The sequence below is a fragment of the Streptomyces sp. NPDC058619 genome, assembly GCF_042717785.1.
Lineage (GTDB): Bacteria > Actinomycetota > Actinomycetes > Streptomycetales > Streptomycetaceae > Streptomyces.
Window position 1 is genome coordinate 1 of sequence record NZ_JBHXQN010000073.1, and the last position, 26,425, is coordinate 26,425.

Annotated in this window: 24 protein-coding genes and 5 pseudogenes; 20 read left to right on the plus strand and 9 right to left on the minus strand. The window is 68.6% G+C overall.

Translation table 11 applies throughout. From position 1 onward, the window contains the following. The first annotated feature begins 99 nt into the window (after window positions 1–99). The 3 genes from ACFWTC_RS35020 to mscL all read left to right on the plus strand — a co-directional run bounded on the left by ACFWTC_RS35020 (window position 100) and on the right by mscL (window position 1,628). The gene (locus ACFWTC_RS35020; protein WP_384029943.1) at window positions 100–369 is read left to right on the plus strand and encodes a hypothetical protein; all 270 of its coding nucleotides are present in this window, start codon (window positions 100–102) and stop codon (window positions 367–369) included. 311 nt (window positions 370–680) lie between these two features. Continuing rightward, a complete protein-coding gene (locus tag ACFWTC_RS35025; protein WP_383931424.1) occupies window positions 681–917 on the plus strand; it encodes an XRE family transcriptional regulator in 237 nt (78 codons plus the stop codon). A 267-nt stretch (window positions 918–1,184) separates the two neighbouring features. Then, a complete protein-coding gene (gene mscL, locus ACFWTC_RS35030; protein ID WP_383931418.1) occupies window positions 1,185–1,628 on the plus strand; it encodes a large conductance mechanosensitive channel protein MscL in 444 nt (147 codons plus the stop codon). Window positions 1,629–1,664: 36 nt separating this feature from the next. Here mscL and ACFWTC_RS35035 read toward each other — a convergent pair whose 3' ends face one another. Genes ACFWTC_RS35035 through ACFWTC_RS35045 form a run of 3 tightly spaced genes read right to left on the minus strand, consistent with a single transcriptional unit; the run spans window position 1,665 to window position 3,780 of the window. Next, window positions 1,665–2,135, minus strand: coding sequence for a YegP family protein (locus ACFWTC_RS35035; protein WP_384029945.1), 471 nt, complete (start codon window positions 2,133–2,135; stop codon window positions 1,665–1,667). 15 nt (window positions 2,136–2,150) lie between these two features. After that, window positions 2,151–2,699, minus strand: coding sequence for a phosphatase PAP2 family protein (locus ACFWTC_RS35040; protein WP_384029947.1), 549 nt, complete (start codon window positions 2,697–2,699; stop codon window positions 2,151–2,153). Between the two features lie 40 nt (window positions 2,700–2,739). Continuing rightward, window positions 2,740–3,780 carry a YihY/virulence factor BrkB family protein gene (locus tag ACFWTC_RS35045; protein ID WP_383931412.1) on the minus strand — a complete coding sequence of 347 codons (1,041 nt, stop codon included), beginning with the start codon at window positions 3,778–3,780 and terminating at the stop codon, window positions 2,740–2,742. Between the two features lie 131 nt (window positions 3,781–3,911). Between ACFWTC_RS35045 and ACFWTC_RS35050 the strand changes: the two are divergent. Then, a pseudogene (locus ACFWTC_RS35050) lies at window positions 3,912–4,232 on the plus strand (PRC-barrel domain-containing protein); the annotation flags it as partial. Window positions 4,233–4,600: 368 nt separating this feature from the next. On the opposite strand, the gene ACFWTC_RS35055 reads toward ACFWTC_RS35050, so the two are convergent. After that, window positions 4,601–4,978: a hypothetical protein gene (locus ACFWTC_RS35055; RefSeq protein WP_383931409.1), complete on the minus strand. Its 378-nt coding sequence runs from the start codon at window positions 4,976–4,978 to the stop codon at window positions 4,601–4,603. 840 nt (window positions 4,979–5,818) lie between these two features. Between ACFWTC_RS35055 and ACFWTC_RS35060 the strand changes: the two genes are divergently transcribed. The 3 genes from ACFWTC_RS35060 (at window position 5,819) to ACFWTC_RS35070 (ending at window position 9,926) form a co-directional block, all read left to right on the plus strand. Continuing rightward, entirely contained in the window at window positions 5,819–8,026 is a 2,208-nt protein-coding gene (locus ACFWTC_RS35060; RefSeq protein ID WP_383931406.1) for a glycogen debranching N-terminal domain-containing protein, read from the plus strand. Between the two features lie 7 nt (window positions 8,027–8,033). Further along, the gene (locus ACFWTC_RS35065; RefSeq protein WP_383931403.1) at window positions 8,034–9,092 is read left to right on the plus strand and encodes a glycosyltransferase family 4 protein; all 1,059 of its coding nucleotides are present in this window, start codon (window positions 8,034–8,036) and stop codon (window positions 9,090–9,092) included. A gap of 540 nt (window positions 9,093–9,632) precedes the next feature. Beyond that, window positions 9,633–9,926, plus strand: coding sequence for a chaplin (locus ACFWTC_RS35070; protein WP_383931400.1), 294 nt, complete (start codon window positions 9,633–9,635; stop codon window positions 9,924–9,926). A gap of 288 nt (window positions 9,927–10,214) precedes the next feature. Here ACFWTC_RS35070 and ACFWTC_RS35075 read toward each other — a convergent pair whose 3' ends face one another. Continuing rightward, on the minus strand, window positions 10,215–10,523 hold the full coding sequence (locus ACFWTC_RS35075; RefSeq protein ID WP_383931397.1) for a hypothetical protein: 309 nt from the start codon (window positions 10,521–10,523) through the stop codon (window positions 10,215–10,217). Between the two features lie 153 nt (window positions 10,524–10,676). On the opposite strand from ACFWTC_RS35075, the gene ACFWTC_RS35080 reads away from it, so the two are divergent. The 4 genes and pseudogenes from ACFWTC_RS35080 (at window position 10,677) to ACFWTC_RS35095 (ending at window position 15,047) form a co-directional block, all read left to right on the plus strand. After that, window positions 10,677–10,886 (plus strand): hypothetical protein, encoded by a 210-nt coding sequence (locus ACFWTC_RS35080; protein ID WP_383931394.1) that lies wholly within the window; start codon window positions 10,677–10,679, stop codon window positions 10,884–10,886. Window positions 10,887–12,114: 1,228 nt separating this feature from the next. Then, on the plus strand, window positions 12,115–12,693 hold the full coding sequence (locus ACFWTC_RS35085; RefSeq protein ID WP_383902689.1) for a fasciclin domain-containing protein: 579 nt from the start codon (window positions 12,115–12,117) through the stop codon (window positions 12,691–12,693). A gap of 184 nt (window positions 12,694–12,877) precedes the next feature. After that, window positions 12,878–13,970, plus strand: a pseudogene (locus ACFWTC_RS35090) (molybdopterin-dependent oxidoreductase); the annotation flags it as partial. Window positions 13,971–14,636: 666 nt separating this feature from the next. Beyond that, entirely contained in the window at window positions 14,637–15,047 is a 411-nt protein-coding gene (locus tag ACFWTC_RS35095) for a chaplin family protein (RefSeq protein WP_383931391.1), read from the plus strand. Window positions 15,048–15,155: 108 nt separating this feature from the next. On the opposite strand, the gene ACFWTC_RS35100 is transcribed toward ACFWTC_RS35095, so the two are convergent. From ACFWTC_RS35100 to ACFWTC_RS35115, 4 genes and pseudogenes are all read right to left on the minus strand, one after another. Then, the gene (locus tag ACFWTC_RS35100; RefSeq protein WP_383931388.1) at window positions 15,156–15,515 is read right to left on the minus strand and encodes a transglycosylase family protein; all 360 of its coding nucleotides are present in this window, start codon (window positions 15,513–15,515) and stop codon (window positions 15,156–15,158) included. 464 nt (window positions 15,516–15,979) lie between these two features. Next, window positions 15,980–16,181, minus strand: a pseudogene (locus tag ACFWTC_RS35105) (IS5/IS1182 family transposase); the annotation flags it as partial. A gap of 340 nt (window positions 16,182–16,521) precedes the next feature. After that, window positions 16,522–18,762: an ATP-binding protein gene (locus tag ACFWTC_RS35110; protein ID WP_384029960.1), complete on the minus strand. Its 2,241-nt coding sequence runs from the start codon at window positions 18,760–18,762 to the stop codon at window positions 16,522–16,524. Beyond that, window positions 18,680–19,156, minus strand: coding sequence for a winged helix-turn-helix domain-containing protein (locus tag ACFWTC_RS35115; RefSeq protein WP_384029949.1), 477 nt, complete (start codon window positions 19,154–19,156; stop codon window positions 18,680–18,682). The genes ACFWTC_RS35110 and ACFWTC_RS35115 overlap by 83 nt, the downstream gene beginning before the upstream one ends. A gap of 409 nt (window positions 19,157–19,565) precedes the next feature. On the opposite strand from ACFWTC_RS35115, the gene ACFWTC_RS35120 reads away from it, so the two are divergent. The 9 genes and pseudogenes from ACFWTC_RS35120 (at window position 19,566) to ACFWTC_RS35160 (ending at window position 26,196) form a co-directional block, all read left to right on the plus strand. Next, window positions 19,566–20,045: a ricin-type beta-trefoil lectin domain protein gene (locus tag ACFWTC_RS35120; RefSeq protein ID WP_383931383.1), complete on the plus strand. Its 480-nt coding sequence runs from the start codon at window positions 19,566–19,568 to the stop codon at window positions 20,043–20,045. Window positions 20,046–20,222: 177 nt separating this feature from the next. After that, window positions 20,223–20,381 (plus strand): annotated as a pseudogene (locus ACFWTC_RS35125) (ribonuclease BN); the annotation flags it as partial. A 118-nt stretch (window positions 20,382–20,499) separates the two neighbouring features. After that, window positions 20,500–21,232 (plus strand): annotated as a pseudogene (locus ACFWTC_RS35130) (helix-turn-helix domain-containing protein); the annotation flags it as partial. Between the two features lie 65 nt (window positions 21,233–21,297). Further along, window positions 21,298–21,495, plus strand: a complete 198-nt coding sequence (locus ACFWTC_RS35135; RefSeq protein WP_384029951.1) for a hypothetical protein — start codon at window positions 21,298–21,300, stop codon at window positions 21,493–21,495. 235 nt (window positions 21,496–21,730) lie between these two features. Then, on the plus strand, window positions 21,731–22,294 hold the full coding sequence (locus ACFWTC_RS35140) for an RICIN domain-containing protein (RefSeq protein ID WP_384029953.1): 564 nt from the start codon (window positions 21,731–21,733) through the stop codon (window positions 22,292–22,294). Next, entirely contained in the window at window positions 22,275–22,520 is a 246-nt protein-coding gene (locus tag ACFWTC_RS35145) for a winged helix-turn-helix domain-containing protein (protein WP_384029955.1), read from the plus strand. Before ACFWTC_RS35140 ends, ACFWTC_RS35145 begins: the two co-directional genes overlap by 20 nt. A gap of 787 nt (window positions 22,521–23,307) precedes the next feature. After that, window positions 23,308–23,820 (plus strand): hypothetical protein, encoded by a 513-nt coding sequence (locus ACFWTC_RS35150; protein ID WP_383928946.1) that lies wholly within the window; start codon window positions 23,308–23,310, stop codon window positions 23,818–23,820. 776 nt (window positions 23,821–24,596) lie between these two features. Beyond that, entirely contained in the window at window positions 24,597–25,064 is a 468-nt protein-coding gene (locus ACFWTC_RS35155) for a group II intron maturase-specific domain-containing protein (RefSeq protein ID WP_384029957.1), read from the plus strand. Between the two features lie 871 nt (window positions 25,065–25,935). Then, window positions 25,936–26,196, plus strand: a complete 261-nt coding sequence (locus tag ACFWTC_RS35160) for a hypothetical protein (protein ID WP_384029959.1) — start codon at window positions 25,936–25,938, stop codon at window positions 26,194–26,196. Window positions 26,197–26,425: the final 229 nt, after the last annotated feature.

The following is a 26,425-nucleotide window of genomic DNA, read 5'->3' on the forward strand; positions in this document are numbered from 1 at the left end:
ATCCAACGGCGTGACTGTGACAGCCATACCCGGGACCCCTGGGCCCCACCGATCTTACGAATGACCAGTTCAGACCCACATCAAGAAGGTAGGACGACTGTGAAGCTTGCCCGTTTCGCGACCGCGACCGCACTGACCGCAGGACTGGCCGGTGCGGCCGTCGCGCCGGCAATGGCACAGCAGCACAGCCTCGCCAGCGGCCCGCACAGCTACACCTGCTCCCATCAAGGCGGCGGCCCCAACCACACCGTGAACTGCTCCGGCCTGATCACCGTTAACAACGTCCTCAACGGCACCACCGTGAACATCGGCGACGTCAACGTCCTGACCGGCACCCGGGCCCGTCCCCTCACCCGCGTTCCACCGTGATGCGTCCACCGGGACGAGGGTTCGCACTACCGTGACAGGTCGGGCAAGTCCTCGCCCCGTGCCACACGACCGCGGGCAGCCTTTGGCCACGTTGCAGGTTCGGGCCGAAGCGGGCGCCTGGGCCGATCGCCCCGTCCCGACCACGCCGCTCGCCTCGTCCCTCGGCCCCCTTCTGTGTGCCCGGCCGCGGGCACCTGAACTGCCACCGCGAGGTCGTCTTTCTGTTGCTGCGTCGCTAGAACTTCACGCGCATTGGGGTGCCCTCGGCCACGGCACGGCATGAGGGCCAGCAACCGGGGCATGAGAGGGAAATGGCCGACCTGTCGCACGTCCTGGAAGAAGCTATGCGCCGCCGACACCTCAGTGTGCAGGCGCTTGCGGACCGCACCGGTATCCGCACCCCACGCATCAAGGTCTTCGTCCAGGACGGCACCGCAGGCCCCATCCACCCCACCGAGCAGGAGCTTCGCGAACTCGCCCACGCCCTCGACCTCCCCCTCACAGAGGTCCTTCCCGGCGCCACCCTCGCCGGCGTGCCCAGCGCGTGATGCCAGACCCGGCGGCACCGACCACCGCCCTCCTCGCGCTGGCCCTGCCCGGGGCATTACTCGCCACTGTGCTCGCCCTCGGCCGGTACGAGGAACTCCTCCTCACCCCTCGATCCGCTCCGCTGCACCGGCGGCCGCGCGCCCGCCACGCCCGCCGGTAAGACCGCATCGACGATCGGATGCGGGGCATCCGGGAAGAACTGAGAACAGCCACCGGGGCCACCCCGCGCCCACGCCCTCCATGGGCATGCAGAGGAGAGACACCAGGTGAAGGGCTTTCGTAGCTTCATCCTTCGCGGCAACGTCGTCGACTTGGCCGTCGGCATCGTCATCGGTGCTGCGTTTACCGCCGTCGTCAACGGGTTCGTCGGAGCGTTCCTGACCCCGCTGGTCGGGCTCGCCACGGGCGTAGCCGGGGACATGAGCCGCAAAGCGTTCACGGTCGGCGCCACTCAGTTTCCGTACGGGGCCTTCATCAACGCGGCGATCAGCTTCCTGCTCCTTGCGACCGCCTTGTACTTCCTGGTGGTCCTGCCGATCAACAAGCTCCACCAGCGCCTCGCCCCCCACCAGGACGTCCAGGCACCCAAGCGCGACTGCCCCGAATGCCTCAGTCCCGTCCCCGCTCACGCCCGACGCTGCGCGTCCTGCACCGTCCCGCTGCCCCACGTGCCCGCCCAGGCCGGAGTTGAGACACAGCGTGTCGGCTGACACAGAGCAGACGCTGGGCGCGGTGCCACGGCCGATCTAGGGCGGGAAACGGGGAAGACAGCGACGGACAGGCAGCGAGGCATGCAATGTAGCCAGGCGCTCGTGCGGGGTGTCCGCGGCTGCGGGTGTCGCCCGGCGCCAAAAGCTCTGGCGGCACTGGCGCCGTGCTGCTCTTGCCGCAGCGTGCGGGTCGTCCACCATCGAACCACCAAAACGGCGGCGGTGACAGCGGCGGCGGTGACGGCGTGCAGCCCAGGATGTACCGGTGTCGTTCCGGATGGGAGCGTCCGCGTTGCGTTTGACGGAGTCGATGCCGTTCAGGCAGGACCGATGGCTCTCGTAGTGCTCGCTGGTCGCGATGACCTGCCCGTTCGTTGCGATCAGAACGAAGTGGCAGCCTTGCCCGGCTGGTGCCGGACCTCGAAACGCGCCGCCATGGCAGATCCCTTTCGTTGAATTGTGCACGCGGCTTGTCACGGCCCGCCTACCCCGCAACCCACCGGTCACCGCAGCGACGTGCAGTCATCCCACGTGTCGGATGATCAGGCGAGGTGTTGCCCGGCCCAGGGCGGCCGCGGCCAAGCCGATGACGGCGCCGGCTGCGATGTCGGAGGGGTAGTGCGCGCCGCTGTGGACCCGCTCGATCGCCACCAGCGTCATGGGTACGGCGCAGGCGACACCGGCCCACGGCCAGGAGGGCGCGACGGCCGCGGTGAACGCGACGGCGGCGGCGGTGTGTCCGGAGGGGAAGGACGAGCTGTCTGGCCGGTCCTCGACATCGTCGTGAGGAATCCACTCCTTCGGGGGCCGGCGCCGCCCGACGAGCGGTTTCGCGACGCCGTTGGACAGCAGCTCCGCCACCGCCATGGCCGTGATACCGGCGGCCGCGGTTTTGCGGCCCCGCCGGCCCCCGCCGACCGCCATAACCGCGGCTGCCGCCCACCACAGCTTCGTGTGCTCGGCCGCTCGCTCGACCGGCGGGAGGAGCTGTCGCGCCCATGCCGAGTCCCAGGCGGCCATTCCTTTCGTCAGCCGACGATCACCATTGCGCAGCGCTGCCAGGATTTCCATGCCTCGCCGCTTCCCCGCCCGCAGCTGTTCCACGCGCCGCTCATTCAAGGCGGCGGCGGTCTTCGTCGCTCCACTTACGTGTGTCGCGGGGTTCGACGTAGGGTTCCTCGTCTTCGGGGTGGCCGCCGGCGATGGCGCGCTGGCGGACCATCTCGGCGTCGAACTCCAGGCCCAGGAGAATGGCCAGGTTGGTGATCCACAACCAGATCAGGAAGATGATCACACCGGCGAGGGTGCCGTACGTCTTGTTGTAGGAGCCGAAGTTCGCGACGTAGAACGCGAAGCCGGCCGAGGCGATCATCCAGATCACCAGCGCCAGGAAACTTCCGGGCGTGACCCACTTGAAACCGCGGCCCTTGGCGTTGGGAGCTGCCCAGTACAAGATCGCGATCATGATCGTGACGAGCAGGACCAGGACCGGCCACTTCGCGATCGACCACACGGTCAGGGCGGTGTCACCGATCCCCAGGGCTGTGCCCGCCTGCCGTGCCAGGGAGCCGGAGAAGACGACGATCAACGCGCTGACAACGGCCAGGATCATCAGCGTGACGGTCAGGGCGAGGCGTAGCGGCAGCACCTTCCACACCGGGCGGCCCTCGGGCATGTCGTAGACGGCGTTCGAGGTGCGGATGAACGCGGCTACGTAGCCCGAGGCCGACCAGATGGCCACCGCCAGGCCGACGAGGGCCAGGAGGGAGCCGACCCCGCTGTTGCCCTGGAGCTGTTGGACCGCGTTGCTGATCACGTCGCGCGCGGAGCCGGGGGTCAGCTTCTGCAGGTTGTCCAGCACCTGCTTGGACGCCGACTCACCCGCGATACCCAGCAGCGACACCAGCACCAGCAGGGCGGGGAAGAGGGCCAGCACCCCGTAGTAGGTCAAAGCAGCGGCCCGGTCGGCTAGCTCGTCGTTCTTGAACTCCTTCAGCGTGCCGCGCAACACTGCCATCCACGACCGTTTGGGCATCTCCGAAAGCCGATCCGGCGCCCGCTCCTCGACGCGCTCATCGGGACCCACGCTGCCAGGCCCGCCCGCAGTGGGCTCGCGGTCATCCCCGTGCTCTGGTTTCGGCGTACGTGTCATAACCGGCGGCTTTCCACTCACACCCGTCTTATGCCACCCCCGGCGTCGGCGTAACGAGCGGGTTTCCTGCGCACCAGGAGGGTAGGCGAAGACGAACGAAACTTATAGAAACCTGCATAAAGAGAGCGCGCATGATCACGCAGGAGCAGATCCCTTCTGTACTCGACCATCCGGTGTCCGACACGGACGGGCACAAGATCGGCGAGGCCAAGCACGTCCTTTGCGACGACGCAACCGGCCGGCCGGAACGGGCCAGCGCAAGACCGGCATGTTCGGCACCAGCGAGTCCTTCGTCCCTATCAAGGATGCACCATGGTCGAGGACCACGTTGAGGTCCCCTTCGCGAGGGACAAGGTCAAGGACGCGCCAACGTCGACGTGGATGCTGGCGGCCACCTCTCCGAAGAGGAAGAGCACGCCCTCTACGAGCACTACGACATCGACTGGGACGCCGCCTAGAGCAGGCCAAACCAGCCCGGAACCGCCGGCTGGGCGCACACCGGGACACCGACACCACCGCGGACACGCGTTCCCCTAACATGGGGCCCGACTCCGACCCGGCCATGAACGCTCAGAAGAACAGCTGTTCTCGCGGGGGACCGTCGTCCAGTGGGATGGGCCGCGACGGCGATCGACAGCTCCCCGATCTCCGCCCACATCCGGTCGACCCGGCCCTCCTGCTCGTCGCTCAAGCCGGGGCTGTCGGGCACGCCGCTGCCGCGGGGTGAGAAGCGCTCTTCATCTGCTGCTCGCCCTCCGCGTACTCGGAGCTGTTCGCGGAGGGCGACGAGCCGGATCCCGACTGAGCGGCTCTGTGCGGGTCAGTGCCAGTAGGTGACCAGGATAGTGACGATGATCGTCAACGCGACGGCGACGAGCAGGGCGCACCCGATGTCACCGGGCAGGTTCTTCCTGCGGAGGCGCTGATCGAGCAGCTTGGCCTCGGGGGTGTCGTTTCGCCAGTGCGGCTGAAGCTCTGCGGTGCCGTCGGCGATCGCCCCGGCCACCCGGGCGGTGTCTGCGGGGTGGTACGTGTGCCACTTGCTCTCGCCCCAAGTGCTGTGCGATACCAGGAGATTGTTGCGGACTCCGTTGGCATTCGCGGTGGCGTGCAGGCAGGTCGGCCGGATGGTCAACCAGGCTCGGGCCAGCTTCCTCTCGGTCAACCAGGCGACTTGCTCCGGATCGGCTGCTGCCACGGGCGCACCCTCTCTCTGCTCGCAAGGAGTCTTCCCCGTTCTGGCCGGACCGGCAACACCCGCGCCCAGTAGCCGACTTGGCGCCTCGTGCTGCCACTATTGACTGGACGTCTGAGGGCGTCCCCCAGCGGGTCATCGGATGCGGGAGTTTCGGGCTCTGGCATGGTGCGGAAGTCGCGACTTCAGCGCCGTGTGTTGGCCTGGCTGCTCTTGTTTGATCCCAAGACGCCGGGTTGTGCGCCGTGCGCTTCGGGCACCGGTGTCTGCGCCCGGGCCTGCCGGGTAGTCGGCGGGTAGCCCGGACCCGTGCCTGAACGTCGCCGATGCCCAGACGATCTGTCCAATGCCCGGTGGAGGTGTGGCGGCGGTTCGAGACGTCCTCGTGCTGCGGCACGCCGAACCGGAGCGGCCGCTCGGGTGCGCGCGGTGCCTCCCGGCACGGCCAGGTGTCCTGCGCGGGATCCAGCGCCGCGCGGCCGGTGCGCCAGGTGGCGTGCTTGGCGTCGGTGCAGGCCACGCCCGGGGACGGCTCGCCCGTGCGGCGGCCCTTCACCCGGGCCGCGATCCGGTCCCTGCGGCGAACGTAGTCCTCAACGGCGAAACCGGGGTCCTCTCCGGCACTCCCATAAATACCGGGCAGCCGCCCGCCGACCGCACGGTTGGGCCAAGCGGTGGACGAGGGGCCGTGGTGAGCCGTTCACCCCGTGCGGCGGCAGGATCCGTGCTGTACGACTTGGTGGATGCCTGTGTCTGCTCACACGGTCGGAGGGCGTGACGCGGTGGTGGAGCAGCGGGCCGGCGCTATGGCGGGAGCCCTGGGCTTCAGCCACGGGAGGAAGTATGAGCGCGGGATTCGACACGATCGTCGAGCACGAGCCCGCAGTGCACGCCGCGGCCACGGTGACACTGGTCGAGGGGCCGACGTTCTGCGTCTCCGGAACGTCGGGGGACATGGACGCCGGCTCCCCACAGGGGTTGTTCTTCAGGGACACGCGCATCATCTCCGACTGGCGTCTGCGGCTGGACGAGCGTCTTCCCCACGAGCTCACGGTGCTGTCGGGAGACCCGTACAGCACGACATTCGTGGCTCGTGTCCCGCCGCGCGGCGCGGAGACTGAAGTGCTGCTGGAGCGTCGGCGGTACATCGGTGACGGCATGCGCGAGGACCTCCATCTGCGCAATCTCGGCAGCCGGCCGGTGTCCCTGGTGCTCTCCCTGCACGTCGGCGCCGACTTCGCCGATCTGTTCGATGTGAAGGAGAACCGGATGCAGTCCCGCGGCGGGGTCTCGGCCACCCCGCAGGGCTCCGCCCTGAGCCTCGACCTGCAGGCAGGAGCGGCGCAGCGCGGGGTACGGGTGGAGGCGGCAGGCGCCCGCGCCCTGACGGACCGCCTGGAGTTCAGCGTCACCCTGCCCTCGCGGGGCGAGTGGCGCACGACCGTCCTCGTCCAGCCGAGCATCGACGGGCGTCAGATCACTGGCACCTTCCCGACGGGAGCGGAGCTGGGTGACTCCTCGCCCGCGCGGCGGATGCGGGCGTGGCGGGACGCCGCCCCGCGCGTCGGTGAGATCGAGGACCCGGAACTGCGGCGGACCCTGCGGCGGAGCGTGGAGGACCTCGGTGCGCTGCGGATCTTCGACCCCCTGCATCCGGAGAACGTGGCGGTCGCGGCCGGTGCTCCGTGGTTCATGGCGCTGTTCGGCCGGGACTCGCTGCTGGCCTCGTACATGGCACTACCGCTGGACCCGGGGCTGGCCCTGGGCACCTTGCAGACTTTGGCGCGCGCGCAGGGCTGCGTCGTCGATCCGAGGACGGAGGAGCAGCCCGGCCGTATCCTGCACGAGACCCGGTTCGGTCTGGACTTCCCGCTGGCCCGCGGCGGTGGCAGCGTCTACTACGGGACTGCCGACGCGACACCGTTGTTCGTGGTGATGCTCGGGGAGCTGCGGCGCTGGGGGATCGAGCCGGAGGCGGTCGACGCCCTGCTGCCGCACGCCGACCGGGCGCTGGAGTGGATCGAGCAGTGCGGGGACCGCGACGGCGACGGTTTCGTGGAGTACCAGCGGATGACCGAGGACGGCCTGCTGAACCAGGGGTGGAAGGACTCCTTCGACGGCGTCAACTTCGCCGACGGCTCTCTCGCGCAGTCGCCGATCGCCCTGTGTGAGGTGCAGGGGTACGTGTACGCGGCGTACATCGTACGGTCGCACTTCGCGCACGAGGCGGGGGACACGGCGGTCGCCGAACGCTGGGCGCAGCGGGCGGCTGCGTTGAAACAGGCGTTCAACGAGCAGTTCTGGCTGCCGGAGCGCGGGTGGTTCGCGATCGGTCTGGACCGGGACAAGCGCCCCATCGACGCCCTCGCGTCCAACATGGGGCACTGTCTGTGGACGGGGATCGTCGACGAGGACAAGGCGGCCCAGGTGGCGGAGCACCTGTTGTCACCGGAGATGTTCACCGGCTGGGGAATTCGCACGCTGGCTTCCTCCATGGGTGCCTACAACCCGATGAGCTACCACAACGGGTCGGTCTGGCCGCACGACAACGCCATCATCGCCACCGGCCTGATGCGCTACGGCTTCGTGGAGGAGGCACAGCGCGTGGCGACCGGCATCCTGGACGCCGCCGAGGCGTTCGGAGGCAGGCTGCCCGAGCTGTTCTGCGGTTTCGACCGCAGCGAGTACGAGGCACCGCTGCCGTACCCCACCTCCTGCTCCCCGCAGGCGTGGGCGGCCGCCGCGCCGGTGCAACTCGTGCGGGCACTGCTGCGGCTGGATCCGTGGATGCCGCACCGGCAGGTGTGGGTGGCGCCGGCCTGGCCGGAGCGCTACGGACGCCTGCACGTCCACAACCTTCCGCTCGCCGGCGGCCGTGCCGAGCTGTGGGTGGACGGCCGCTCGACCCGTCTCGAAGGCCTCCCCGCCGACGTGGAAGTCATCCAGCAGCCCCTGCGGCCGCTTGCCGCGGCGTCGGGCCACCGGCAGCCGCCGACGGACCCGCCCGCGGCCCCGCCCGCAGATCCCGGCGCCCCGGGGACAGGAGACTGAGCCGCTCATGAATCGCCGTCTCGACATCGTCATGGTTTCGACGCCCTGGTTCGAGCTTCCTCCTGCCGCCTACGGTGGCATCGAGTCGATGTGCGCGGACCTCGTCGACGGTCTCGTGGAGCTGGGTCACCGCGTGACCGTCATCGGAGTGGGCGCCAACGGTACCAAGGGTGAGTTCATTGCCACCGAGCCCACGGCGCAGGGCGCCGAACGGCTGGGGAGGAGCGGACCGGAGGTGCTGCACGCGGCGCGCGTGGGCCGGGTGCTCCGCACGCTCCGCCCCGACATCGTCCACGACCACAGCACCGCGGGGCCGCTGCAGGCGGGCCAGCGGCCGGTCCCCACCGTGATGACCGCGCACGGGCCGGTTTCCGGCGAGATCGGGGACTACTACCGGGCCCTGGGCGGCTCGGTGCACCTGGTTGCGATTTCACGTGCCCAGCAGGAGCAGGCTCCCGACCTCCCGTGGGCCGGACAGGTCCACAACGCGGTGCGCGCCCTTGATTATCCCTTCCGTGAGCACAAGGGCGAGGGCGTCCTCTTCCTCGGCCGGATCGCTGCGGACAAGGGTGTTCACCTCGCCATCGACGCCGCCCGCGAGGCGGGCATGACGATCACCATCGCCGGCAAGTGCAACGACCCGGCGGAGGAACCGTACTTTGAGAAGGAGGTCCTTCCCCGCCTGGGCGAGGACGCCCAGTGGGTGGGCGAAGTGGACCAACGCGCCAAGCGGGAACTCCTCGCGCAGTCACGGTGCCTGGTGTTCCCGATCTGCTGGGAGGAACCCTTCGGCATGGTGATGATCGAGGCCATGGCCTGCGGCACGCCGGTCGTGGCTCTGCGCCGGGGGTCCGTGCCCGAGATCGTCGAGCACGGCGTCTCCGGGTACATCTGCGACCATCCCGACCAGCTGGCCGACGCCATCCGGTCCGTTGGCCGCCTGTCCGCCCGGGACTGTCGCAGGCGGGCGCTGGACCGGTTCGACACCTCGCGCATGGCAGCTGCGTACGAATCGCTCTACCACCGTCTGGTGAACCGCCGCTCCAGCCCGTCGGATGGTGTCTGACGCGACGGGACGCGGCGCTGCCGGCACCCTGTGGGCGGCCCGGGCGCCGCTTCGACGTGCCGTTGAGCTGCAAGCGGCGGAACAGGGCGTACACCTCGCAGGCGACGTAGACCGTGGTGGTACTGGTCGAGGCCGTTGTGGAGGGCCGCGCGGTTGTACAGGTGCCCTGCCAGAACCCATTGGGCCGTCGTATCGGCCGGGCTGTGCAGGACGATACCTTCCGCTGCGGCCACCGCCCGGTCGGCAGGGACAAGGGCCTCCTCCAGCCGCCCCTCGCCGCGCAATTTCGTCAACCGAGCCGCGTTCTAGTTTACCTCACGCTCACGATCCGGCCGACTCGGCTGCATACCCGGCAGGGTACCGACGTGCACCGCCCGAAAGAAGAGGAACGGCGAGACCCGGATAGCGCGGACCGAGGCTGGGGAGGTGGCCGCAGGTCACCGTTTCGGCCGAATCCCCGTAACTGGTCACATACTTGCGCTGTTGGACGGATTCGACGCCGCAATCCCTGCGGCGGCCCCCCTCCTCTAGGAGTTTTCGATGTCGCGTATCGCACAGGCCGTAGCCGTCACCGCCGCAGCCGCTGCTGTCCTGGCCGGCGGCGCCGGCATGGCCGCCGCGGATGCCACCGCCGAGGGCGCTGCCATCGGCTCCCCCGGCGTCCTGTCCGGCAACGTCGTCCAGGTACCCGTCCACGTCCCGATCAACATCTGCGGCAACACCGTCAACGTCGTCGGCTTCCTCAACCCCGCCTTCGGCAACACCTGCATCAACAACGGCGGGAACGACAAGGCCGACCACCACAAGGCCGACCACCACGGCGACAAGTACTGAGCCCCACAAAGCTGACCAGCGAGCAGCCACCAGAGAGTCGGAGCCGGCAGATCACGCCATCCTCTGAACCAGCCGCAGGGCCCACGCCCTGAGCGGTCCAGCCTCCCCCCACCTTCAGGGGAGGCCGGACCGCCGCCGCGGCTCGACAGCGCCGCTGACGGATGTTCCCGCACGCCACGACCGGTAGTTGAGGCTGGCTGTCACAGCGCTGCGTAGGGGGTCGTGCTCGAGAGGGCAGAGGCGGGACTGCCCGGCGTGTGAGCTCTCACCCGGCTTGGCACTCCGGAATCAGGTGTGCAGGCGGCTGTTGGTGCCGTCGTGGTCGTCCGCGTGATCCTCGTCGAACCAGCAGTCGCCCGCGCCGAGGTAGCGGAAGGAATGGACGCTCTTGCCGGGCAGGGTGACGGTGACGGCACGCATGCCGTCCTCGCGTGGTTCCAGGGTGTGGGTGCCGGGCTGCCCGTCGTTGAAGTCGCCGACGACGCTGACCGGGCGGCGCCCCGGCGGGCAGGACGAAAGTGATCTGTGTACGAGCCTTGATCTGCTTGCGCTCCAGCACGCAAGGGCTCCTGACGGCTCGGGGCTGTTGCGCCTCATCCTCGAGCCGCCTTATGGGACGCACCACTGGGCGCGCCGGTCACGGGGATCGCCTTCAACCCTGCGGCACTGCATGACCGAAATAATGCACCCTGTCACTGGCTGTGCCAGCGTGGTGCCGGTAAGACTTCCACATCGCGAGGAGTCACCGTCATGGGCGGTATGCAGGACAAGCGGCAGCAGCCGGGTCGGCCGAGCAAGGGCCCTGAGGAGACGGGGACGGAGCGCAAGCGGCCTGCGGGCCCGGGCCCGGCGCGCCCCCAGCAGCCGGAGAAGACCTCCCGGAGCCTGGACGACGAGACCAAACGCCGCCGCGAGGAAGACCTCGTGAACGAGGGAGACGTCGAGGGCGACGAGCTGTAGCACCGCCCACGCACCAAGGCCCGGCCGGACGGCAGCCACTCCGGCCGGGACCTGGACACGTCCCGCCCCGAGTCTGAGCGCCCCGGCGCGAAGCACGCCCCCTCGGAGGACGCCGGCAGCACCGCGGCCGGACCGACATCCAGCACCTGTTCGAGGCGACGTGCCGCGTTCAGCAGGACCCCCGTTTCGGTGGTGAGGGGCGGGCCCAGCGGGGGGACCCGCCGGGCCGCCCGATCGTGTTCAGGGACGTGCTCGTTTAGCCGGACCCTTCTGCGACGCAAGGCCGGTACTGCGGTCGGTGCGGCCATGGTGCGTGCCTCCTTCACGCCCTCCAGAGGGGCCCCGGTCGGCACGTTGCCCTACCCGGCGAGGGCCGGAACCGCCTGAGGTTCTCGGCTCACCCGGTATTCGGCACCGAACGGTCGAAGGCCGGGTCGACTACGTCGAGAACGGCGACAGCGCCGTCCTGATCCAGTGCTGCGCGTCAGCCGGCGCTGCCGTCCTCGGGTGGGTCCTGGGGCCTGGGGGTCGACGCCGGTGGAGGCGGAGGCGTCCTTGGTCCCGCTAGGGCGCTGGGAGCGGCCGCGCGGCCCGAGGTCGTGCATCCCCTTGTCGCCAGAGCCCTTCTTGCGCTGCTCGCCCCGGCTGCCCAGGCTCTTGGTGGGTTTGCCGTGGGGGTTTCCGCCCTCCTTGTTGGACACGGTTCGGCCCGGGGGCGGGAGCGTACGTGTCGTGGTGGAAGGAGCGATGCGCACTCGGGTTGGCCCGCTGCTTGGTCTCGTCCACATCGGGTGACCAGTCGTGCTGATCGGTTCCCTCGTGCGGGCTGGGGCCGCTCACCGTGGGCGGGCTGGGGCGGCTTCGGCTGCTTACCATGACCTGACCTGCTGTCCTTGTTCGGACGACGCCGCAATCGGCGCTGCCCTACCGCCGGTAATGCCGGTATCCCCCCGCGGAGCATTCCGGCGATTTCCCACAGCCCGCTGTCCACCAGGAGTCCGCGGGATACTCACCGCGGACCGCGGCCGCGCATGATCCTGAGGCCCGCGGACCTCGAGTGCTTGGCGCCATCACCTCCGGGTAGGCGCCTGCTGGGCCGGTGGATCGCCCGCCGGCGGCACCCTGTCGCGTACGCAGGGCTCCGGAGCCGGAGACTGCTCCATGATCCCCGTCGCGCAGTGCCTTGGGCTCGCTTTTGGGCCCGCCCTCCTTGGAGGAGGAACCCCAGATGTCTTCCACTCGTATCCGCCGCTCCGCCATGGTCGCGGCCGCCGCGTTCGTCCTGCCCATCACGCTGGGCGTCGCGGCCCCCGCGTTCGCCGACACCCCGAAGGTCGACCCGTACGGTCCCGCCTGCGCGTCGGTTCCGAAGGACGGCGCGGGCAGCCTCGCCGGCATGGCCCAAGACCCGGTCGCGACAGCGGCCTCCAACAACCCCGCCCTGTCCACCCTCGTCGCGGCGGTGAAGAAGGCCGGCCTCGTCGACACCCTCAACAACGCGCAGAACATCACCGTGTTCGCGCCGAGCAACGACGCCTTCAAGAAGATCCCGAAGGCCGACCTCGACAAGATCCTCGCCGACAAGGCCCAGCTGACGAAGATCCTCACCTACCACGTCGTGGGTGAGAAGCTGACTCCGGAGCAGATGGCGAACGGCACCTTCAAGACACTTGAAGGCGGATCCCTCACCACTGCCGGCTCCGGCGAGACCTTCACCGTCAACAAGTCCGCGAAGGTGATCTGCGGCGACGTCCAGACCTCCAACGCCACCGTCAACATCATCGACACCGTCCTGACCCCGATGTAGCAGACGTGCGGCCCTCACCGGTCGCTCCTACGCACACACCACCACCGCAGTCCGCGCGGCGACCGCGCGGTCTGCGGTGTGAACCCCGGATCGTGGACCGGGCGGGTGGACTCCGCAAACCGCAGGCATCGGATCACCAGTAGCAGCCGGCGTTCGGTCTAATCATGCAACTACCCCGTGGTGGGTGCGTCGCCTGCCTGCCTGCCTGCCTGCCTGCCCGCCCGCTGCGCTCAGCGGCCTCCTGGCCGGATTCGCCGCCCTGGCTGTCACGGAACTCGTCTCTGCCGCAGTGAGGCCGCAGTCCGGGCCGATCACCGTGGTGGGCGGCGCGGCCATCGACCGCACCCCGCGCCGGTCAAGGACGTCGCGATCCGGCACTTCGGCGAGGACGACAAACTGGTCCTGCAACTGGGCATCCTCGTCACCCTCGCAGCCCTCGCAGCCCTCGCCGTCCTCCTCGGGCTGATCGCCCTGCGCTACCGGCGCGCCGGATCGGCGGGCGTTCTGATCCTCGGCGTAGTCGACGCGGGCGCAGCCGTGACCCGCCCCGACCCCACCGGCCTCGCCGATGCCCTGCCGTCGATGGCCGGAGCCGTCGTCGGCGCAGCACTGCTGTACTGGCTTATCGGCCGCCTCACCACCCGGCCATCTCGGACGCCGCGGTGCCTCCGGCCGACCAACCGGAGGCTGCGGGGTGAGACCGGCGCGGTTTCATGATCGCCGCCACCGCCACCGCCGTGGCCTCTACGGCGCGGGCGCGCTCGGCCGCTCTGAACGGCATGCGCGGCCAGGACGCTGTCGCCTCACGCAGTGCAGTGCGCATCCCGCCACCCGCCTTACCAGCTGCCGCCATCCCCGCCGGCGCGCAGCTCGAGATTCCCGGGATCGGCCCCCTCGTCGCCTCGCACGGCTCCTTCTGTCGCGTCGACACCGCCTTGGTCGTCCCCAAGGTCGACGCCACGTCGTGGCGCCAAAAAATCCACGGCAAGGGCGTGGTCCGCCCGCTCACCGTCAGTTTCGAGGACCTCCTGGGCCGTGAGCTCATCGAGCGGGACATCACCTTGACCTGCGTCTCCAACGAGGTCGGCACCGTCATGATCGCCGGAGTCGCCTGGGCCCAGCACCGTGGCATCGAACGCGTCGAAGTCCGCACCGACGACGGGCCCTGGAACACCGCCGACCTCGCAACCCAGGACACGACCGACACCTGGCGCCAATGGGCCTCCCCCTGGAAAGCCAGCCCCGGCGGCCACACCTTCACCGTCCGCGCCACCGACCCCGGGCCCCCGGAGCTTGCCGTCACGTCGCCGGCTTCGGGGCGGGGAGAGCGGCCACAGGGCAGCGGGGCCGAGGCGATCCGCCGTCGCACCTCACAGGCCGCACAACTTCTTCAGCCCGCAACGAGACCCTTGAGGCCTTGAACCTCGACGGGCCCGTAGCCGTTGCCCCCCGCCCAGCGGCAGGCAAAGCCTCTCGACCTGCGATCAGCCCCTTCTCCCGCAGCGAATCATCGACTGTTTCCGGCGACATCGTGCTGCGCTTCGCGGGCAGCGGACTGCTCTGGGACGCTGCCCGCAGCACCACCAGCGGGCGTCGGGGTGATCTCGTCGCTCATGAAGCTCCAGACGAGGTTGACCAGGCTCACTGTCGGACGGCCGGTGAACGCGGGTCCGCACCCTGGGTGTCTGCGGCCCAGGGTGCGGTCCGCGGGTCGGGCGGGAGCCGAACGGCTACCGGCCCGTATTGCCTCCGGAATGGTGGATGTCGGGCTCGGTGGTCCGACCTTGTCCGCCGCGGGTCAGTGCCCGCGCATCGGAGAGGTATTAGCGGTGGCACCGTGGAGCACTCCGCAGTTTGCCGGTGCGGTGGCTTCCTGGGGCAGACGCGGGTCGAGTTCGCTCTTGCCCTTACCGAAGTCATACTTTCCGTTGCCGTTCGGGTCGATGCCGTGCTGCACAGCCGTTACCGCCGCCGCCAGCGCTGTCCTGGCAAGCGGGGCCGGCCTTGCCGCCGCCAACGCCGTGGCCGAGGGCGCTGCCACCGGCTCCCCGGGCGTCCTGCAGGCGCCCATCCACATTCCGATCAACATCTGCGTCAACACCGTCAACACTGTCAACACCCCGTCAACATCGTCGGCATCCTCAACCCTGCCTTCGGCAACGTCTGCATCAACGATGGCGGCGGCTTCAATGACGGCCACCACAAGGCCGGTCACCACGGCAAGCCCTGACAACCAGCTCCTGGACCCGGCGCGCCCAGCGCCACTACCTGAACCGGTCGCAGCGCACAGCCCTGTACAGATAGGCCTCCCCTCATGCTCCGGGGGAGGCCTATCTCATGATGAGATCCAGTGAGGGGCAGCCAGTCCGGCCAGGCCGCGGGGAGAAAGATTCCGCAGCAGCCCGTCTCGCGCACGAAAACCGGGCTTCACACCCGACTCCGCTGACAGGCCCGCCCGCCTGCTACCGGCGGGCGCAGGTCCAAGCCCCCATACCCTGCACCGCGGCCAGCCTTCTGGCCGTCGCGATCTGCTCCGGCTTCGTGGCCAGGTCGGCCCGGGCGGCGTACCGGCGACCACCTGCCGCCCTCCAGCTCGGCTGGGTGAACTGCAGACCGCCGTAGTGTCCATTGCCCGTGTTGGCACGCCAGTTGCCACCCGACTCGCATCGGGCGATCGCATCCCAGTCGACACGAGGTTTTGTGGAGTGGGCAGCCGCATGGGCGCTGGAACCGGTCGGTAGTGCGGCCTGGCTCAGGAGCACTGCGCAGAGCAGTGCCAAGATGGTGCTTCCGGTTCGCTGGCTGTCCTGGAAACGAGACATCAGTCCTCCTTCGCTGTCCGGCAGACCAGCCCCGGGGCCCGGCCGGTCCTGCCTACGGCCGACGGGCCGTGCAGGCAGCACAACATGCTTCCAAGCCGACCCCGGCTCATCTCAGCAGGCGAACGGGCGACGTCACCCGTACGGCCGCCCGTGCCAGCCGCCGCAGGCCGGGATACAGCCCGTCCCAAGGCGTGCTGGGCACCGGCAGGCAGTCGCGGGCTCCGCGATCTGCACGCGTGCCTAGCTGCTGTAGCCGTCGCCGTCGCAGTCGGCAGTTCCCGCAAAGGTCCATCCGGTACCGGGGCCGTGGTGAGGGCGTTGCCGTGCACGTACTCGCCGAGGGAGTTGCCGGAGGATATGCCCGCGTCGGCGTCCCATCGGCAGTGCACGCCGAGGTAGATGCGGCTGAGAGCGTTGTGCCTGGCCGCGGCGGTGAAGGGTGGCGAGGGGCCCGCCGACGCCCGCTGGTGGTTGGTGGAGTAGCGCAACTTCTTGGACTGTTCGGCGATCGTGTGTTCGCGGGTGGCACCCGCGAAGCCGTCGACGATGAGTACGGTCCTCTGCGAAACGCTGTCTGGGCCGCAGGGCAACACGCGGGCCGAGCGGGTCGATCATCCGGTCCGCCGCCGACTTCGAGACTCCGAAGAGCGGAGCGATCTGGTGCACCAGGTACGTCTGCGTCAGCGCCTGGTGGGCCTCCGCGCGAAAGCCCTCCGTATTTGCCCTTGTGGGGCGCGGTGTCGAGCCCTTCCAACGTCGACTCACGGAGGTTCTCGCACTCGGTCCGCACGACGCGCGCTCGCCGAGCTGGTGGACCGCGCCGTGGTCGCTCCCGGGTGTGCCTCCGGCGACCCGTGGTTCGACGCCGAGTGGCTGGTGTCCGACCGGGTGGTTGGAACTTGGACCGACCAGACCGTACGACCAGCACCCCGTCGCTCGCACATCGCCTCGGTGCTGGCTGCCCAATTCGCCAGCATTTTCGCACACAAGGGGTACGGCAGGTTGATCAACGAATGGGACGTTGGTCTGCGATGCCGCTGGCGGGATGCGGCTCGGTGTGATGGGCTGCCGTTCGGATGTGGTGGTGCATCGTGGCGGCGTCGGCGTCCAGTCCTCGGTCGGTGTAGATCGCGGCGGCTTCTTGCCAGCAGGCGATGGCCTCGTTCACGTGTCCGAGGTGGTTCAGGGATGTGGCGAGGACGGCGAGGGGCCAGGCGAGTGTCTCGTCGTGGCTGCCGAGGGACGTGCGGCCGAGTGCGATCGCGCGTCGGCAATGAATGATCGCCGTGTCGTGGTCGCCGATGCCCTGCCAGCCCCTGGCGATGGCCGAGAGTGCGCATGCCTCGCCGTCGGTATCGCCGAGCTTGTGGCGCAGCGACGCGCTGCGTGTGCCGTGGTCGATGGCTTGCTGGTGGTCGCCGAGATCAGCGTGGAGTTCGGCGATGTTGCCTTCCGCTACCGCTTCCCACCGTCCGGTGTCGAATCCACGGCTGAGCACGCGCACCTCGTCGTAGTGGTGCAGCGCTTCGGCGAACCGGGTTTGTCGGCGCAGTAGTCGGCCGAGTTCGGTGCGGGCGGCGATCTGGATGTGGATGTTGCCGGCGGCCTGGGCGAGTGTGGAGGCGTGGGTGAGGTCTGGTTCTGCGTCGGGATGTTGCAGGTGCGCCAGTGCTTCTCCGCGAGCGAGCAGGACGTTGGCTTCGTGCTCGGTCTGGCCGGACCGCTGCGCCGCATGCAAGCCTGCGGTGGCGGTGTCGATGCGTTCCTCCCAGCCGCCCATGAGTACGAGGAAGCCGAGAGCGTCGACGAGGTGCAGAGCGTACCGGTCCATGGTGCGGTCGACGGCGTGGTGCAGGGCGGCGACCAGGTTGGCCCGTTCGGCGGTGAACCATGCCCAGGCGTGGTCACGGTCGGCTATGGGGTGGGGATGGGCGGGCTCGGCGGGGTTTGCCACCAGGCGCGTGCAGGTTGGGTAAAGCTGGCGGTCGGCGGTGTGAGCGGTGTGGCTGTACCACGTGAGCACTGCGTCGAGGGCGTGGTGGCGCTCGTCATCGGTGTCGTGTTCACAGGCCAACTCGTCCGCGTAGGCGCGCAGCAAGTCGTGGAAGCGGTATCGGTCGTGCGTGACCGGTTCGATGAGGTGCGCGTCGGCCAGCGCGTTGAGCAGCTGCCGTGCCTCGCGTGGTGGCAGGCGCGCGAGGGCCGCCGCGGCGGGTGTCGAGATGTCTGGACCGGGGTGTAGGCCGAGGCGCCGGAACAGGTACGCCTGCGGCGCAGTCAGTTGTTCGTAGGACCACTCGAGTACGTTGCGGACCGCGGCGTAGGGATCTTGACCCCAGCTCAGTGCGTCGAGTTTGGAGTCCTCCTCGGCGAGCTCGGCGACGATGTCGGCGACGGAGACGTGTTCGTACGCGGCCGCGCGCCCGGCGGCGATCCGCAGCGCCAGCGGCAGCCGCGCGCACAGCCGGATGAGGTTCTCCACCGCAGCTGGTTCTGCTTGGGCTCGGGTGGGGCCGATGATGCCGACGACCAGGCTGAAGGCCTCGGTTGGGGAGAGCACATCGAGGGTGAGCCGGTGCGCGGCTTCGGTGACTACCAGGCCGGTCAGGCTGTCGCGGCTGGTCACAAGCACCATGCACCCGGGTGCTCCCGGCAACAGCGGCCGGACTTGCTCGGCGCTGTTGGCGTTGTCCAGTATGATCAACATTCGTCGCCCCGCCGCCAGCGTGCGAAATAGTCCCGAGCGGGCGCCAGTCCCGGCGGGCACCGCCGCCGGATGCACGCCGAGCGCGACCAGGAAGTCGTCAAGTACCTCGTCCGGGCTGGCGGACTTGCCGGGACCGTAACCGCGCAAGTTGGTGTGCAGTGTGCCGTCCGGGAACCGGTCCTGGACGCGGTGAGCCCAGTGCACTGCGAGCGTCGTTTTGCCTACTCCGCCTGATCCGTCGAGTGCGGAGATCACCACGGCCTGGCCGCTGGCCGGCGGTAACAGGGCGTCGAGCGCGGCCAGGTGATCGGCGCGGCCGGTGAAGTCGTGGATCGTCTGCGGCAGCTGCCGAGGCACCAGTGACGCGACGGCCCAGCGCGACCTCGGGGCAGGCAGGGCGCCGACGGCCCGGGCGCGGTTGTCTCGGCGGGGCCGGGGCTCACCGCGCAGAATCTGCTCATGCAGCCGCTGAATATCGGCTCCGGGGCCGACTCCGAGTTCCTCGGCGAGGCAGGTCCTGAGGCGGTGGAAAACGTGCAGCGCCTCCGCGCGCCGGCCGGATCACCCCAACTGCCCGATCCAGCCTCCCCTCAGCAGCGTGGCGGCGGCTGTCGGCGACCCCGGCGGTGAACCGGAGCGAGTCGAGCCGCTCCTCACCGACGCAGATCCGGTAGCCGGGTTCCTCGGTGAGGATGAGCCGCTGGTCGATGTCGCCCAAGCGTTCCCGCAGTGCCGAGACAGAGTTCTGCAGCTGCTTGATGGCGGTGGCGGGCGGCTCGTCATCCCAGGTCATCTCGACGAGCCTGGACAGCGCCACCACCGAGTTCGGTGCCAACAACAGCGCAGCCAATACCCGCTGACGACGTGCTCCCGGCAGAAGCACCCGCTCACCGCCTGTCCAGACCTCAAGCGCGCCGAGTACTCGAAAGTCCATTCCCCCGGCCTCTCCCCTTGCCGACAGTGACTGGATCAAAGCATAGCGTTCACGGAATGTCGGCGTAGCGGCCGATGGTGACGTGGTGATGACGCCGTGGGGACGGCATGCGAGACGGTGACGTCGTCCAGCCAATCCCTACAATCCGGTCGCCGGAGGCATCCGTGCAACGGCGAACAGAGGCGGTCCCCTATCCGATATCCGACCAGGAGGACTTCCACACGAATCGTTCGGCTCGTACCGCTGGAAGCCACTATCTCGGGCTGGCCAAGGACATCATCCGTCTGTGGTTCGTCGGTTCCGGCTGCTCGTTCCGCACCACACCCTTCTCAGCACATCTCAGAGATGCTGAATGACCGGGCGGCGCCACAGGCGGCGCGCCAATAATCTGAACTCGAGGGGATCAACCATGGAACTCAAGGGACAGTTCAGTCGACTCGCCGGTGCAGGCGCGGCGATCGCATTCGGTTCGACGCTGCTGGTCGGCGCCCCAGCCTCGGCGCAGGCGGCGGCGCCGGTGTACTACCAGGTGATCAACGGAAATAGCCGCAACTCCTGCCTTCAGGTGGTGGTGGACGTCCCGGCGGGTAAGGGAAACCTCGTCCTCGGCAACTGTGATCGCAGCGCGAAGCAGGTGTGGACGATCATCGGGGGCATCTTCAGGAACCCGGCGTCGGGCCACTGCCTCGACGGAAACGGCGCGGACGTCTACACGTTCCCGTGCAACGCAGGCGTGTATCAGAAGTGGACGACCACGTCCGGCAGCCCGAAGTCCATCAAGCACAACTGGAGCGGCAAGTACCTGCACGCGAACGGACTCGTCGGGGCCCAGGTCTTCTTCCAGCCCACCATCGGGACGGCGTCCCGATGGGTGATCGACCAGGTATGAACCGGCTGACCCCGTGAGCGCGGCGGGCCGTCCCCATCGGCGGCCCGCCGTCCCGGAACGCGGTACATGGGTGTCGGATGATCAACCATGGTGCACGGTGTCGCCCGGGCGGGATCCACCGGTCCGGAGCACCATGTCGTTCCTGGCGGACAGGCGCTGAAACGCACGGAGGACGACGTCGTGCTCGTGTCGCTGCTGGGCATCGCGGGTGAGTCGGCGACCAAGCAGGTGCTGGATACCCTCCGGAAGATGCCCCCCGGCTCGGCCCGTGATGTGATCTGTGGCGCGGTGCAGCAGTTGCAGGGCAACAGCGGGGTCGGTTCCCTTTCACCCATTTCAAGCACCCAGCACGCGTGTCACCAACGTCCCGGGACAACAAACCTAGTGTGATGCGCCAGAAACCTTGATGGCTATGTACAACCCTGTTGCCATGTAGCATTCGGCCCCCTCTGCTGTGGAGATCACGCTGTCCAAGGCTGAACTCGCCAAGTTGGTGCTGCGGATGAAAATGCCGGACGGGCGCTCGGCCGAGAAGGCGCGCATCATCCTGGCGTGCGCTGATGGCATGTCAAACGCAGGTGTCGCACGGATCATCGGTGTCCAGGCCAAGACGGTTGGTAAGTGGCGTCGGGCTTTCGCCGCAGAGCGGATGGCTGGGCTTGAGGACGCCGGCTGGAGCGGCCGGCCGAAGGCCGACCTGGTGTTGGACGAGGCCGATCGGAGGCAGCTGACGCAGTGGGCGCGGCGGGTGAAGACCGCCCAGTTCCTCGCGTTGCGAGCCAAGATCGTGCTGCGCTGTGCGGAGGGCGGGACAAACCAGCAGGCCGCGGACGACCTCGGCATCGACCGGTCGACAGTGGACCGCTGGCGGGCCCGGTTCATCGCCAAACGCCTCGGCGGACTGCGTGACGAGCCCTGCTCGGGCCGACCGCCCTCGATCCTCCTCGACCGGGCGCACTTCGTCGCCAAGGTCGTCGACGTCGTCGGCCTGTACCACCACCCGCCCGAGAAGGCGGTCGTCCTCTGCATGGACGAGAAGTCTCAGATCCAGGCGCTTGACCGCTCACAGCCAGTCCTGCCGATGATGCCGGGCCTGCCCGAACGCCGGACCACACGATTACTACCGGCACGGCATCACCAGCCTGTTCGCCGCCTTCAACATCGCTGACGGCACTGTCATATCGCGCCACCGCGTGATATGAGGCCGGATCGGGGCATCCGGTTTCGTATGAATCTTTCGAGACTGGTGAAATTGCTGCTGCTGGTGGTCCTGGCGTTCGTGGCGTCGACGCTGTATCTGCATTTCGGCCGGCACGAGCCGTGGGGTCAGTCCTTGCTCCTCGGGCTGAGCACGGCGCCGTTCATCGTGGCCATGTGGAAGTTCCGCGACTGGTACATGGGCCGCGCGGAGAGGGCGGGGCATCGTATGCGCGTGGCGCGCAACAAGTAGGCGTGGGGCCCGCGACGGACCCAGGCAGCCTCACCGTGCTTCATCGGGTGCCCGGCAACCGACGCATGCCCTCCCGTACAAGTCCTCCCGGACGAAGGCAAGTAGGCGGCATGTTGATCATTCAGGGGGAACGGCGGTGGGGCTGCCGCCAGACTGACGTACGAACTGACTGTCGAGGCCGACACTCGGACTCGCCCTGACGCTCTACTCTTCAACCACGCCCAGGGAGAGACACGTGCGGCGCATTTCGACAGCTGCGGCAGCGACGGGACTGGCCCTGCTCGGGCCGGTGGGCGCGGCGAACAGCGCAGAGGCCGACGCACCGGCAGCCGCCGTCAAGGTCCCCAGTCAACTGTGGAACGGCACTCAGGGCGTCGACTACTGTGCCACTCCCGAAGGAGACAGCAGGGCGAACGGCGCGATCATCACGGTGTGGCGTTGCACGGGTGGGGCCAGCCAGAAGTGGTACTTCGACGAGTTCGGGCGCCTCGTGAACAACGCCAGCGGAAAGTGCCTCACGCCGGCGGGGCACGACGTGAAGACCAACGGGATGAACCTGACCCTGTGGACCTGCGGCCACAATGCCCAGTATCGGGTCGTCCCCGCGGGCATCCGCCTGTCCGGCACCGACAAGAGGCGCACGCCCAAGGGCAACAACATGGCCAACGGCGGTATCCCGATGGTGGTGGACTCAAGGCCGAGGAGCGGACCCGGAGAGAGCAATTACGGCTGGCTGCCGATGAGCCGGGGGCGCCCGGTGCAAGCTCACCGACGAGTAGTTGCGCCAGCCGGAAGGTGAGCTGGAGGCGGGTCCGGCCGCTCACGGCTGGGACGAGGACCATTGCTGGACGCCGGCACGGATCGCCGAGGTGATCCGCCGCCGGTTCAAGGTGGAGTACACGCCGACCGGGGTGGACCTGCTGCTGCACCGAATCGGTTGGAGCGTACAGGTTCCTGCCCGCCGGGCCGCCGAGCGCGACGAGGCGAAGATTGCCGCGTGGAAGGACGAGCGTGCCCCGCCGTGAACAGGCCGCGGCGGACCTGGGCGCCTGGCTCTGCTTCGAGACGAGGCAGGCCACCGGCCGCACGTGGGGCCGCCGGGGCCGGACACCGTTGGTGACGGTGACCGTCGGAGGGCACCGAACGCGTCTCGATCGCTGCCCTGATCTGCACCAAGCCAGGCTCCAGGCCCCGTCTGATCTACCGTACCCACGTCGACCGGAGACCACGCCAGGGCCGCCACAAGGGCTCCACCGAACACGATGACGCCCGCCAGCAGTCGGAGGCGGCGGGACACCGCTGGCCAACCGCTGGCCAGCGTTACCGACGGGAGCTCGCCGAGTGGATTAAGCACCTACTGGGCTGTGCGAAGTGCTCAACGGGGAATCCGGCTCCTCCCTACCAGCTGGAATCACTGTCGCCGGTTGCCTGCGCTGTCTGAAAGTCGCCATCGGGCCGTACGCCCCGACGCACACTCTCCGCCTGCGTTCCCCCAGCTCAAATGCACACCGAGCTCGTCGGGTCGGCGGGGCGCGAGGTTTTCCTCAACGCACTGACGTGCTGTCCTGTGTGGTTTAGGTCAAGTTGTTTTCTTTTCAGTATTTGCATCTTTTTCACATGGTGAACAAGTAGTGTGACCCTCGTCCCGTTGCCAGGTTCTCTTGGTTATCGAGATGCATCAATGTGGCGCGCCAATAGGGATGGTGTGAATTGAACAGAATATTTCACCAAGTGCGGAGTTCGTGGAACTCCGCGACGATGCCGGCCTTCCGAAGCAGGGTCTCCGCAATTGCAGGAGCAGTCGCTCTCCTCGTGACTGTCGTCCTCGCCGGAACCGTCGCCGGTACGGCTAGCGCCGCGGCCAGCGAATCGAAGGCCACAGTAGGCGGCTGGACCTGCCCCGGAACGCCCGTTCCGGACGGCTACGTCATCAGCGCCTTCGACCGCAACGGCTGCAACGGCGCGGGTTCCTGGCTCCAGGTGCCCGCCCGCGACGGAATCTGGACCTGCGGCGGTTCGCCGATCGTGACCGGGTACGTCATCACCAGCTACGACCGAAATGGCTGCAGCGGCGTCGGCGCCTGGTTCCACCGACTCGCGCGTGACGGCCTCTGGACCTGCGCGGGCTCGCCGATCGTGTCGGGGTACGTGACTACCAGCTACGACCGCAACGGGTGTAGCGGCATCGGCGCATGGTTCCACCAGCTCGTCCGCAACGGCATCTGGACCTGCCCCTACTCGCCCATCCCAGCGGGCTACCGCAGCACCACCTATGACGCACGCGGATGCAGTGGTCTCGGTGCTTGGTACACCGTGCGCGCCTGATCCTCATGACTGATTGATCTGGCAGGCCGTGGTCGACGGCGCCGCCCGTGTGCTGCTGCTACAAACCCGGCGAGAAGAGCGGAGGTCGGCCGAGACGCTCACGGTGTCACCGATGACCCGTGCCGTCTCGCCGGCCGCTCGCAGATGACGCGCGACGACCTCGTGAAGGCGCTCGCCTTCCTCCCGCGGTGAGCGGCCCCGGAGGTGCAGCGGCGTCGACGGCAACCTGGGCCGTTTCCTTCGGATAACCCCGCTGACCAGATGAAGATGGCTGGGAGGCGGCCCGGGTTGCCACGGAGCATGGAAGGCACTCCTGCTCGCGAGGCCGGTATCTCAGGCGGAGGGGCGCGCCTATGGCCTGGGGTCCGTGGGTGCTACGGCCACTCGTGGCGTGGGATCCGTGGAGGCGACGAGTTCCCCTACGCGGAATAGTCGCTCCCAGTACACCCGATCGTCTTCGTCGCCGAGTGCGGACAGGATCTCCATGAGCTGAGACATACGCCGATGCAGCATTCTGTATCGCCAGTCATCCAGGCGACCGGCGTTGTCCAGCCAGGTGTACACACACCCTGCGATGTCCGCATCAGTCATGACCAGGTCGTAACCCGCCCGGTCGGCACCCGCGAGACCCTGCGGAAAGGGCGCGGAGCGATGCGGCTCCCACAACACGGTCACCGTTGATACGAGGTCGGCTATGTCATTCACCCCGTGATCATGCCCCATGCCCCATGCCCCATGCCTGGCGGTGTGGCTCCAGGTGCACCCCGATCACGCACATGAGCGATGGGTTCGACTTCCTGGGCTTCCGCATCCAGTGGAAACGCAAAGGAGGCACGACCAAGTGGCACGTCTACACCTTCATCGCCGACCGGCCCATCCGGTCGCTGAAGGCTAAGGTCTGTGCTCTGACAGGCAGGACATCGCAGCAGGATCTTGCCACCGTGCTGAAGAGACTCACTCAGATCATGCGCGGTTGGGCCAACTACTTCAAGCACGCTGTCGCCAAGCATGTCTTCGACAGGCTCGACGCTTTCGTGTGGTGGCGTCTTATCCGCATGCTGCGGGAACGTCACCGATGGAGTTGGGGCGACGTCCGCCGCCGGTTCACCACCCCCACCGGGCGGTGGCGACCCATCGCGGCAGACGGGATCGAGCTGTTCCGGATCGCATCGGTCACGGTTAGCCGTTACCGATACCGAGCCAGCACGATCCCCAACCCTTGGCAGCCTGCGAACCCCGTCTGACGGCAGAGACCGTGGAGAGCCCGTTGCGTTGAGAGACGCACGGCGGGTTCGGCGAGAGGTCCGGAGAAACGGACCGGGAGCAATTCCGGCACCGCGCTCCGGGCCTACTCAGCAGCTGGAGATCATCTCGGTGACACGGTCAGCCGGTCCGCAGAGCGGCGGCGGAGGTGGGCGATCAGGACGACACGGTGGCGGAGGAGGAGGGTGCCGCCGCGTCCGGCCATGATGCGTTTCTGCAGCTTGACGTCGGTGATGCGGCCTTCGTTGACCCCGGAGTTGTAAGGGGTCGTGATTCCCTGGGTGACGGCGTGTCGGTCTTCGCGTAGGGCTCCGGCGAGGCTTGCGAGAGGGGCCAGTCCGCTGTGTTTGCGAGCTCGCTCAGCCAGCCCGGCAAGGGTGCCGCGTCGTGGTTGTCGACCACGGTGGCGAAGCGGCGGACCAGGTCGTGGGTGAGCTTGAGTTCAGGGCAGTGGTCGAGGAGCCGGGGCAGGCGCTCGTTGATGTGCGGGCTGCGGCGGTGAGGGTGGGTGGTGATCCAGCGGGCCGCTTCGCGAGGTGAGGGCGGTCGCTCGCGGGGCTCGTCGATGGGCAGGCGCTGCTTGAGGGGTGCGACGGCCATTTTCCCGCGCTGGTAGTGGCCGAGGTAGCCCTTGGTCTGCAGTTCATTCGTGCAGGATCTTCGCGCTGTGCTGTCCTTCGTCCCAGCGTTGCCGCAGGTAGTCGAGGTAGGGGTCCAGCGTGGAGGGCTTGCGGGGCGGCCGGCGCATGACTTCCTGCCAGGTGCGGGCCGGGCGTACTTGCCGACGGTACGGCGGTCCAGGCCGAGCTCGCGGGCCACGGAGCTGTGGCTCCGGCCGGTGGGGATCAGGGCATGGACGGCCTCGAACAGACTCTGGGCATGGCGCCCGGCCCGGGTGTCCGCCGCAGTGCCCTTGGCGGTCTCCTCGACCGGTGCGGGATCGCCTTCACTGACCGCGGGCAGAGCTGCGGGCAGGCAGCCGCGGTGGGCGGAGGCGATGTCCTGAACGCGGCGGGAAAGGCCCTGCCAGAGGTGAAAGCGCTCGCTGACCTGCCACGCGGCCCGTCGGATGACTCTGCCGTGGCGGGCATCGGCAACCGGGTACGGGTGTGAGGCCACGGCTGTGAACGGTGACGTGATGCGCGCGCAGCCCCCGGCGTTACGGCTGGCCGACCCCTACGAGGTGATCGGGTCCCTCGACGTACCGGTCCGGGGCAGGGGCCCTACGCCGCCGCCGACGGCCACGGCCCGGCTGCCGCGCGGATACGCCCGCCCCGGGGCGGGCTCGGGTGCGACGGCATGCCGGTGGCCTGGACCTCCGATCGGGACGGGGGGCCAGGCC